We start from the raw sequence: 10082 nt of genomic DNA, 5'->3' as shown, positions 1-10082 counted from the left end.
TCGACGATGGTTACCTTGTATCTCTCCTAATCCACACAAGCGGGGCGGGCCCACCCCCCCCCCGATTCTGATGTTCAGTGTCGCGCTGAGATCACTCAGCAGCGGCGACGATGTTGACGACCTTGCGGCCGCCCTTCGCGCCGAACTCGACCGCACCGGCGGCCAGAGCGAACAGCGTGTCGTCGCCGCCACGGCCGACGTTCACGCCGGGGTGGAAGTGCGTGCCGCGCTGGCGGACGATGATCTCGCCGGCGAGGACCTGCTGGCCGCCGAAGCGCTTGACGCCGAGTCGCTGTGCGTTGGAGTCACGACCGTTGCGGGTCGAGCTCGCGCCCTTTTTGTGTGCCATGTCTGGTCTCCTCGGGTCTTACTTGATGCCGGTGATCTTGACGCGCGTGAGCTCCTGACGGTGGCCCTGACGCTTCTTGTAGCCGGTCTTGTTCTTGTACTTCTGGATGACGATCTTCGGGCCGCGGAGGTTTCCGAGCACCTCAGCCGTGACCTTGACCTTCGCGAGCTTGTCGGCGTCGGTGGTCACCGTAGCGCCGTCGACGAGCAGCACGGCGGCCAGCTCGATCTTCTCGCCCTGGGCAGCCTGAACACGGTCGAGCTGAACGATCGTGCCGACCTCGACCTTCTCCTGCCGGCCACCGGCGCGCACTACTGCGTAAACCACTTCATACCTGTTTCGTTGGGGAGCACGAGGCTCCGAGAATCTCACGGGAAGACTGTTGCTTGCGTGCACCGCGGGGCGGTGGATGCGAATGCAAGGCTCTCCGCACCGTCCGTCAGGGACGACGCGGCTCACGCACCAAGGGACAACTTTACCGGATGCCGGGGCATCTCGCAAAACGTCCGCAGGAGTATTCCCCGTCATAGGCTGACACGGTGACCGTATTCGTCGACGCTCCGATGTGGCCCGCCCACGGACGTCTCTGGGCGCACCTCGTCAGCGACCGCAGCCTCGATGAGCTGCACGCCTTCGCGCGCACCATGGAGCTGCCGGAGCGCGCGTTCGACCGCGACCACTACGACGTGCCGGAGGAGCTGATCCCCCGGCTCGTCGCGGCGGGCGCGCACCAGGTCTCCGGTAAGGAGCTGGTGCGGCGCCTCATCGCCTCAGGACTGCGTGTCCCCGCCCGCGACCGGCGCTGACGTGTCGCCGGCGACAGCCACCGGCGTGCCGGTGAGCGCGGCCGTCGTCACCCGACGGCGCCCGCGGCCCTGACCGGGAGCCTTCGGCTCGGGCAGCGCATCGAGCACCGAGTCGAGCAACTGTTCGGCCGGCGTCTTCGGTCCCTTGCGTTCGGTGCTGCGCTTCTTGCGCGCCTTCTTCGGACGCTCGGGCGCCGGTGCGTCGTCGACGGCGACGGAGGCGCCTGCGGAGGCGGCGGCGGCATCCGTCGTCTCCTCGACGAGCGACGCACGCGTGGACGCGGCGATCTGCGCGAGCGCGGTCTTCGCCCCCTCGGGAATGCTGTGCGTCGGGTTCTGCGCCGGTGGCACGGGCTGGCTCTGGTTCTGGTTCTGCCCGTTGCCCCCGCGCTGGCGGCGGTTCTGCTGCCCGTTGCCGTTCGACGGCGCCCGGTGCTTGACCACAGGATCGTGGTGCACGATCACGCCGCGACCTGCGCAGACGTCGCACGCCTCGCTGAAGGTCTCCAGCAGCCCGAGGCCCAGCTTCTTGCGGGTCATCTGCACGAGGCCGAGCGAGGTGACCTCGGCGACCTGATGCTTGGTGCGGTCACGGCTCAGGCACTCGATGAGACGGCGCAGCACGAGGTCGCGGTTCGACTCGAGCACCATGTCGATGAAGTCGACGACGATGATGCCGCCGATGTCGCGCAGGCGCAGCTGACGGACGATCTCCTCTGCGGCCTCGAGGTTGTTCTTGGTGACGGTCTCCTCGAGGTTGCCGCCGGAGCCGACGAACTTGCCGGTGTTGACGTCGACGACCGTCATCGCCTCGGTGCGGTCGATGACGAGCGATCCGCCCGAGGGCAGCCACACCTTGCGGTCGAGAGCCTTCTCGATCTGCTCGGTGATGCGGAACGCGTCGAAGGGGTCGGTCTCGTCCTCGTACGATTCGACGCGCTCGAGCAGGTCGGGCGCGACGCTCTCGAGGTAGGCGCGGATGGTGCGCTGCGCGTCGTCGCCCTGGATGAGCATCTTCGTGAAGTCCTCGTTGAAGACGTCGCGGACGATCTTGACCAGGAGGTCGGGCTCGGCGTGCAGGAGGGCAGGCGCCTGCTGGCTCTCGACCTGCTTCTGGATGTGCTCCCACTGGGTCGTCAGACGCTGCACGTCGCGGGTCAGCTGCTCCTCGGTGGCGCCCTCGGCCGCCGTGCGGACGATCACGCCGGAGGACTCCGGGAGCACCTCCTTGAGGATGCGCTTGAGGCGCGCGCGCTCGTTGTCGGGGAGCTTGCGGCTGATGCCGTTCATCGACCCGCCTGGCACGTACACGAGGTAGCGGCCGGGGAGGGAGACCTGGCTGGTCAGGCGAGCGCCCTTGTGCCCTACCGGGTCCTTGGTGACCTGCACGAGCACACGGTCGCCCGGCTTGAGGGCGAGCTCGATGCGGCGGGGCTGGTTACCGGTCTCGACGCCGTCCCAGTCGACCTCGCCGGAGTACAGCACAGCGTTGCGGCCGCGTCCGATGTCGACGAAGGCGGCCTCCATGCTCGGCAGCACGTTCTGCACACGGCCGAGATAGACGTTGCCGATGAGCGAGGCGTCCTGGTTGCGGGCGACGTAGTGCTCGACGAGCACGCCGTCCTCGAGCACGCCGATCTGGGTGCGGCCGTTCTTGGAGCGCACGACCATCTTGCGATCGACCGACTCGCGGCGGGCGAGGAACTCGGCCTCGGTCACCACCGGGCGACGGCGTCCGGCGTCACGTCCGTCGCGACGGCGCTGCTTCTTCGCCTCGAGGCGGGTGGAGCCCTTGATGGCCTTCGGCTCGGTGATGTACTCGACGACGCGCTGGCGGGGCTGGCGCGGTTCGGCGTCGTCGCCATCGGATCCGCCGCGACGACGGCGACGCCCGCGAACGGATGCCGGTTCGTCCTGCTCACGGTCGGCGTCGCGCTCGAACGCCCGGCCGGGGTGCGCGGGCAGCGGAACGATCTCCGGCGCGTAGAAGTGCAGCTGCGTCGACACCTGCGACACGAACACCTCGGGGAGCAGGCCGAGCGAGACGGCGGTCACCGGGGCGGGCGCGGCCGGCTCCTCGATGACGACGGCCGCCTCGACGACCGGTGGCACGGTCTCGGATGCTGCGTCGGCAGGCACCGCGGTGGCAGGTGTCTCCTCAGCCGGTGCCTCGTCGGCGGTGGTCTCGGATTCGGCCGGCGCCTCGTCAGCGGGGGCCTCGGATTCGACCGGAGTCTCGACAGCGGGAGCCTCGGATTCGGCCGGAGCCTCGGATTCGGCCTGCGTCTCGCCGACCGGAGCCTCGACGGCGGGCACCTCCTCGACGACGGGGGCCTCGCCGGCTACGGGCGCGTCGGCATCCGCAGCGAAGTCGAGGGTCGGGGTTTCGTAGTCATTGGTCTCATCGGCCATCTCTGGCTTGCTCCTCGCGCGAGGCGGTGATGCCTCGCGAAATCTCATGCGGCACCCGCGGGTGCCGCGAACTCACTCGGTGTGCGACCGGCTCATGGCTCTGGTCGCGTGGGGCATCCGGCCCCGAAGTCTGCGTCGATGCCTGCCACGGCATGTGCCGAGGAGAGCATCACCGAACATTATCGCACCAAGTGCCGCGGTTCGCGGCATCCGCACCCCCGCACGTCCTCACGAGTGCGGCATAGCCATCGCTGCAATAATCCATATATGAGCGAGCAGCGCACCCGCCCCGTCGTCTATGCCGTCTGGTTGATCATCGCCAGCGTCCTCGGATGGTGGGCAGCCTTCCAGCTGACCCTTGAGAAGTTCGCCGTGCTCGAGGATCCCGACACGACGCTGAGCTGCGACGTCAACGTCTTCGTGCAGTGCGGCACCAACCTGGAGTCGTGGCAGGGCTCGGTGTTCGGCTTCCCGAACCCGATCATCGGGCTCACCGGATGGATGGCGCCGCTGGTCGTCGGCGTCGCGATCCTCGCCGGCGCTCGGTTCCCGCGCTGGTTCTGGGCGCTGTACGGCCTCGGGATCACGGGCGCGTTCGTCTTCATCTGCTGGCTGATCGGTCAGAGCTTCTTCGTCCTGCACACCCTGTGCCCCTGGTGCGCACTGACGTATTTCGCCGTGATCCCCACCTTCGTCGCCACCGTCCTGCAGCTGTTCCACAACGGCACGATCCCCGTCTCCGAATCCGCTCGCGACCGAGCGCGGAACCTCGGCGTGTGGGTGCCGCTCGCATCCGTCCTCGCCTTCGCCCTCATCATCCTGCTGGCGCAGATCGCCGGCGTCGACGTCATCGGCTCGCTCGTGGGCATGATCTCCTGACGCCCCGTGCATGCGAAGAGCGCACTCCCGGCCGGGAGGGCGCTCTTCGCATGCACGGGATCAGCCGAACCAGATCCCGAGCTCGCGCGCAGCGGACTCCGGGCTGTCGGAGCCGTGCACGAGGTTCTGCTGCACCTTGAGTCCCCAATCGCGGCCGAAGTCGCCGCGGATCGTGCCGGGGGCGGCGGTGGTCGGGTCGGTGGTGCCGGCGAGCGAGCGGAATCCCTCGATCACGCGGTTGCCGGCGAGGCGGATCGCCACCGACGGGCCGGAGAGCATGAACTCGAGCAGCGGCTCGTAGAACGGCTTGCCCTCGTGCTCGGCGTAGTGCGCGGCGAGCAGGTCGCGGTCGGGCTCGACGAGGCGGATGTCGACGAGCGCGTAGCCCTTCGCCTCGATGCGGGCGAGGATCGCGCCGGTCAGGCCGCGGGCGACGCCGTCGGGCTTGACGAGGACGAGGGTTTCTTCGGTGGCCATGTCATTCACTCTCTGTCTGAGACTCGGTCGCGGAGGCGGCGGATCGGGCATCGATCTTCGCCCCCATGATCGTCGCATACCCCCACATGCCGCCGAAAACCAGCACCACGAAGAGGATCGCCGGCACGAGGACCGCACTGAGCGCGATGATGACCTGGATGACCCATCCGGCCGTGATCGCCCACGGCTTCGTGATCATGCCGGCGACGGCGATGCAGGCGAGTCCGACGATGACGCCGCCCGCGATCCCCCACCACTGCGGGACCGGCTCGGGGAGCGTCTTCAGCCCGAACACCACGAGGCCGGCGAGGAAGACCACGATCGACTCGAAGCCGAGAACGATCGGTGCGAGCTTCTGCACGAGGGTACGCTGCGGTCTCACGCGCGCCACCCCGACTTCCAATCCTCCTCCTCGGCGAGGGCGATCGCGGAGCCGGCGAGGACGACGGAGCCCGCGATCACGACGGCGCGGCGCTCGGAGGACGCCGCCCACTCCCGCGCCGCGTCCGCGGCCTCGGCGAGGGTCGGATGCACCGTCGCCCGGTGACCCGTCGCCTCGACGAGATCAGCGAGCACATCGGCATCGCCCGCCCGCTCGCTGTCGGGGGCGGTGGCGAAGACATGAGCGGATGCCGGTGCGAGGCGCGCGACGATGCCTGCGGCATCCTTGTCGGCGAGCACTCCGAGCACCACTCCCCACTCGTCGAAGTCGAAGCTGTCGCCCATCGCCTGCACGAGCGCCTGCGCGCCGTGCGGGTTGTGCGCGGCGTCGACGATCACCGTCGGGGCGATGCCGAGCAGCTGGAGCCGCCCCGGCGAGGTCGCCGACTGCAGGCCGTCGGTGACGACCTCGCCGGCGATCGGCTGCGTCGCCCCGCCGATGAGGGACTCCACCGCGGCGACGGCGAGGGCGGCGTTGTGGCCCTGGTGGGCGCCGTACAGCGGAAGGTACTGCTCGGCGTAGGTGCCGGCGAGCCCGCGGACCGTGATGAGCTGACCGCCGACGGCGAGCGTCTGCGCTTCGAGCCCGAAGTCCTCCCCCTCGAACGCGATCGTCGCGTTCTTCTCGGCGGCGACGCGGCGCAGCACCGCGGCGGCATCGGCACTCTGCCGGGCCGAGACCACGGCGGCGCCCTCCTTGATGATGCCGGCCTTGACCTCAGCGATCTGGGCGATCGTGCCGCCGAGCCGGTCGGCGTGGTCGATGTCGATCGGCGCGAACACCGCGACGTCGCCGTCGGCCGTGTTCGTGGAGTCCCACGCGCCGCCCATCCCGACCTCGAGCACGAGGACGTCGACGGGGGCGTCGGCCACGGCGACGAAGGCGAGGACGGTGAGCAGCTCGAAGAAGGTCAGCGGCGCGTCTCCCGCCGCCTCCAGCTCGGCGTCGACGATGCCCACGAAGGGCTCGATCTCGTCCCACGCATCGGCGACGGCCGCGTCCGAGATCGGCTCGCCGTCGATCATGATGCGCTCGGTGAAGCGCTCCAGGTGCGGGCTCGTGAACAGGCCGGTGCGCAGGTCGTGCGCGCGCAGCAGGCTCTCGATCATCCGCGCGGTCGACGTCTTGCCGTTCGTGCCGGTGATGTGCACGACCCTGTACGTCTTCTGCGGGTCGTCGAGGAAGGCGAGGATGCGCGCGACGCGCTCCTTGCGCGGCTGCACCCAGCGCTCCCCCGCGCGGCTCAGCAGCGCCTCGTAGACGGCGTCCGCCCTGTCGCGATCGCTCACGAGGCTGCTCCGATCCGGCTGACGGCGACGGTGAAGTCACCGGTGTTGGCGTAGGTGCCCTTGCTGATCACGGCGCTGAACTCGGAGTCGCCGAGGTCGGCACCGAGGCGATGCACGCCGTGTTCGACGGCCAGTGTCTCCCCGGCGACATCGGCGATCTCGAAAGCGGCTGCCACGGCATCCGCATCCGCATCGCTGTCGAACCGCAGGTCGAGGCGGATGCGGTCGCTCACGTCGAAGCCGGCGTTCTTGCGGGTCTCCTGCACGGCGCGGATGACGTCGCGCGCGAGGCCCTCGGCCTCGAGCTCCGGTGTCGTCTGCGTGTCGAGGAGCATGAAGCCGCCGCTCGGAACCAGCGCAAGGGCCTCGCCCTCGGGGCGTCCTGTGGTTTCGAGCACCAGTTCGTACTCGGCGGGCTCCAGCGCGATGCCGCCGGCCGTGACGACGCCGTCGACCTCGCTCCAGTCGCCGCTGCGGGCCGCCTGGATGGCCTTCTGCACATCCTTGCCGAGACGCGGGCCGGCGGCGCGCGCGTTGACGCTGAGCCGGTGGCCGATGCCGTACTCGGCCGCGGTCGTGTCGGTCTGCGGTACGAGCTCGACGCTCTTGACGTTGAGCTCTTCGCGGAGGATGTCCTCGAACTGACCGAGGCTGCCGGCCAGCGGGGAGACCACGGTGAGCCGGGCGAGCGGGAGGCGCACGCGGAGCTTCTGCTTCTTGCGCAGTGCGTTGCCGACGCTGGAGAGCTCGCGCACGGCATCCATCGCGTCGCGGATATCGTCGGCCGCGGGGAAGGCTGCGGCATCCGGCCAGTCCTGCAGGTGCACGCTGCGCCCACCGGTGAGGCCCTGCCATACCCGCTCGCTCACGAGCGGCACGAGGGGCGCGGCCACGCGGCACAGGGTCTCCAGCACCGTGTACAGCGTGTCGAATGCCTCCGTCGCCGTACCCTCCCAGAACCGGTCGCGGGAGCGGCGGATGTACCAGTTCGTCAGCACCTCGGCGAAGTCACGCAGGCGCGCGGACGCGGTCGTCGAGTCGAGTCCCTCGAGGTCCGCGCGCACCTCGCGCACGAGGTCGCCCAGGCGCGCGAGGATGTAGCGGTCGAGGACGTCGGTGGAGTCGGTGCGCCACGACGCCTCATACCCGGTTCCTGAGCCCGACGAAGAATCGGCCGCATTGGCGTAGGTGGCAAAGAAGTACCACGAGTTCCACAGCGGCAGCAGGAACTCGCGTACGCCGGCGCGGATGCCCTCCTCCGTCACGGCGAGGTTGCCGCCGCGCAGCACCGAGCTCGACATGAGGAACCAGCGCATCGCATCCGAGCCGTCGCGGTCGAGCACCTCCGAGACGTCGGGGTAGTTGCGCAGCGACTTCGACATCTTGTAGCCGTCGCTGCCGAGCACGATGCCGTGACAGCTCACGCCCGTGAACGCCGGGCGGTCGAACAGGGCTGTCGAGAGCACGTGCATGACGTAGAACCAGCCGCGGGTCTGCCCGATGTACTCGACGATGAAGTCGGCCGGAGCGTGGGTGTCGAACCACTCCTGGTTCTCGAACGGGTAGTGCACCTGCGCGTAGGGCATCGAACCCGAGTCGAACCACACGTCGAAGACGTCTTCGATGCGGCGCATCGTGCTCTTGCCCGTCGGGTCGTCGGGGTTCGGGCGCGTGAGGCCGTCGATGTACGGACGGTGCAGGTCCACCTCCCCTGCCTCGTTGCGCGGAAGCGCGCCGAAGTCGCGCTCGAGCTCCTCCAGCGAGCCGTAGGCGTCGACGCGCGGGTATTCGGGGTCGTCGCTCTTCCAGATCGGGATGGGCGAGCCCCAGTAGCGGTTGCGGCTGATCGACCAGTCGCGTGCACCCTCGAGCCACTTGCCGAACTGGCCGTGCTTGACGTTCTCCGGCACCCAGGTGATCTGCTCGTTGTTCGCGAGCAGACGGTCCTTGATGTCGGTGACGCGGATGAACCAACTCGAGACGGCCTTGTAGATCAGCGGGTTCCGGCAGCGCCAGCAGTGCGGATAGGAGTGCACGTAGCTCTGCTCGCGCACGAGGCGTCCCTTGGCTCGCAGCAAGCGGATCAGCGGCGTGTTCGCCTCCATCCAGAGGACACCAGCGACATCGGTGACGTTCGACAGGAACCTGCCGCCGTCGTCGAGGGAGAGGATCGTCGGGATGCCGGCGGCCTCGGCCACGCGCTGGTCGTCCTCACCGTAGGCGGGCGCCTGGTGCACGACACCGGTGCCGTCGGTCGTGGTGACGTAGTCGTCGACGAGGATCTGCCAGGCGTTCTGGGTGCCGTAGGTCTCGACGTCCGTGTAGTAGTCGAAGAGCGGCTCGTACGTCAGCCCGCCCAGCTCCGCTCCGGTGATGGTGCGCTCGACGGCATCCGTCACCTGCGCCGCGTCGTCGTAGCCGAGGTCCTTCGCATATCCGGCCAGCAGGTCGCGGGCGAGCAGATACTTCACCGCGCCGCCGGCCTGGCTCTCCGAGCCCGTCAACGCATCTCCGTGCGGTCCTGCCGGAATCACGACGTACTCGATGTCCGGCCCCACGGCGAGCCCCATGTTCGTCGGCAGGGTCCACGGCGTGGTCGTCCACGCGAGCACCCGCACTCCGGCGAGGCCCTTGGCCTCGGCATCCGCTCCCGTCAGCGGGAACGACACCGTGACCGACGGGTCCTGGCGGTCTTTGTAGACGTCGTCGTCCATGCGCAGCTCGTGGGCGCTGAGCGGCGTCTCGTCGCGCCAGCAGTACGGCAGCACCCGATAGCCCTCGTAGGCGAGGCCTTTGTCGTAGAGCGTCTTGAAGGCCCAGAGCACGCTCTCCATGTAGCCGAGGTCGAAGGTCTTGTAGCCGCGCTCGAAGTCGACCCAGCGGGCCTGGCGGGTGACGTATTCCTCCCACTCCCGCGTGTAGGTGAGCACCGACTCGCGCGCCTTCGCGTTGAAGACGTCGATGCCCATGTCCTCGATCTCGCTCTTCTCGGTGATGCCGAGCTGCTTCATCGCCTCGAGCTCGGCGGGAAGACCGTGGGTGTCCCAGCCGAACACGCGGTCGACCTTCTTGCCGAGCATGGTCTGGAAACGGGGGAACACGTCCTTGGCGTAGCCCGTGAGCAGGTGTCCGTAGTGCGGCAGGCCGTTGGCGAACGGCGGACCGTCGTAGAAGACCCACTCGTCCGCGCCCTCGCGCTGCCCGATCGAGGCGCGGAAGGTGTCGTCGGCCTTCCAGAAGTCCAGAACCTCGCGCTCGATCTCGGGGAAGCGCGGGCTCGGTGCGACGGAGGCGGCCTGGTCGGCGGCAGGGCCGAAAGCGGAGGTGCGGGGGTAGGTCATGTCGTCTCGCAGGAGTCGTGGCGGATGCTGCCGCGAGGACGATGCCGCCCGGATTGCTGACCAGGCGTATCGCGGTACCACCCCGCT

9 protein-coding genes are annotated in these 10082 nt (G+C 69.0%); 2 read left to right on the top strand and 7 right to left on the bottom strand.

Annotated elements, in window-relative coordinates; all coding sequences use genetic code 11:
• Positions 1-91 precede the first annotated feature (91 nt).
• Both rpmA and rplU read right to left on the bottom strand, forming a co-directional pair.
• Entirely contained in the window at positions 92-349 is a 258-nt protein-coding gene (gene rpmA, locus QM568_RS07500; protein ID WP_017202370.1) for a 50S ribosomal protein L27, read from the bottom strand.
• A gap of 18 nt (positions 350-367) precedes the next feature.
• Positions 368-676 (bottom strand): 50S ribosomal protein L21, encoded by a 309-nt coding sequence (gene rplU / locus QM568_RS07495; RefSeq protein WP_050723826.1) that lies wholly within the window; start codon positions 674-676, stop codon positions 368-370.
• A 212-nt stretch (positions 677-888) separates the two neighbouring features.
• Here rplU and QM568_RS07490 point away from each other — a divergent pair, with 212 nt between their 5' ends.
• Positions 889-1155: a DUF4031 domain-containing protein gene (locus QM568_RS07490; RefSeq protein WP_415137390.1), complete on the top strand. Its 267-nt coding sequence runs from the start codon at positions 889-891 to the stop codon at positions 1153-1155.
• Here QM568_RS07490 and QM568_RS07485 read toward each other — a convergent pair.
• Entirely contained in the window at positions 1120-3567 is a 2448-nt protein-coding gene (locus tag QM568_RS07485) for an Rne/Rng family ribonuclease (RefSeq protein WP_415137388.1), read from the bottom strand. The genes QM568_RS07490 and QM568_RS07485 overlap by 36 nt on opposite strands.
• Positions 3568-3834: 267 nt before the next feature.
• Here QM568_RS07485 and QM568_RS07480 point away from each other — a divergent pair, with 267 nt between their 5' ends.
• The gene (locus QM568_RS07480) at positions 3835-4446 is read left to right on the top strand and encodes a vitamin K epoxide reductase family protein (RefSeq protein WP_415137386.1); all 612 of its coding nucleotides are present in this window, start codon (positions 3835-3837) and stop codon (positions 4444-4446) included.
• A gap of 60 nt (positions 4447-4506) precedes the next feature.
• On the opposite strand, the gene ndk is transcribed toward QM568_RS07480, so the two are convergent.
• From ndk to ileS, 4 genes are read right to left on the bottom strand one after another with little or no spacing between them, the layout of a single operon-like run.
• Positions 4507-4923: a nucleoside-diphosphate kinase gene (gene ndk, locus QM568_RS07475; protein ID WP_415137384.1), complete on the bottom strand. Its 417-nt coding sequence runs from the start codon at positions 4921-4923 to the stop codon at positions 4507-4509.
• A gap of 1 nt (position 4924) precedes the next feature.
• Positions 4925-5305 carry a DUF4233 domain-containing protein gene (locus QM568_RS07470; RefSeq protein ID WP_415137382.1) on the bottom strand — a complete coding sequence of 127 codons (381 nt, stop codon included), beginning with the start codon at positions 5303-5305 and terminating at the stop codon, positions 4925-4927.
• Entirely contained in the window at positions 5302-6654 is a 1353-nt protein-coding gene (locus QM568_RS07465; RefSeq protein WP_415137380.1) for a bifunctional folylpolyglutamate synthase/dihydrofolate synthase, read from the bottom strand. Before QM568_RS07465 ends, QM568_RS07470 begins: the two co-directional genes overlap by 4 nt.
• A complete protein-coding gene (ileS, locus tag QM568_RS07460) occupies positions 6651-9995 on the bottom strand; it encodes an isoleucine--tRNA ligase (RefSeq protein WP_415137378.1) in 3345 nt (1114 codons plus the stop codon). Before ileS ends, QM568_RS07465 begins: the two co-directional genes overlap by 4 nt.
• Between the last annotated feature and the right edge of the window lie 87 nt (positions 9996-10082).

This window comes from Microbacterium sp., assembly GCF_047607465.1.
GTDB lineage: Bacteria > Actinomycetota > Actinomycetes > Actinomycetales > Microbacteriaceae > Microbacterium.
This window is presented reverse-complemented; position numbering and strand designations above follow the sequence as displayed.

Excerpts from the sequence above, each read along its gene's own strand:
- rpmA (WP_017202370.1), bottom strand. The coding sequence starts at position 349 with ATGGCACACAAAAAGGGCGCGAGCTCGACCCGCAACGGTCGTGACTCC.
- QM568_RS07485 (WP_415137388.1), bottom strand. The coding sequence starts at position 3,567 with ATGGCCGATGAGACCAATGACTACGAAACCCCGACCCTCGACTTCGCT.
- QM568_RS07480 (WP_415137386.1), top strand. The coding sequence starts at position 3,835 with ATGAGCGAGCAGCGCACCCGCCCCGTCGTCTATGCCGTCTGGTTGATC.
- ndk (WP_415137384.1), bottom strand. The coding sequence starts at position 4,923 with ATGGCCACCGAAGAAACCCTCGTCCTCGTCAAGCCCGACGGCGTCGCC.
- ileS (WP_415137378.1), bottom strand. The coding sequence starts at position 9,995 with ATGACCTACCCCCGCACCTCCGCTTTCGGCCCTGCCGCCGACCAGGCC.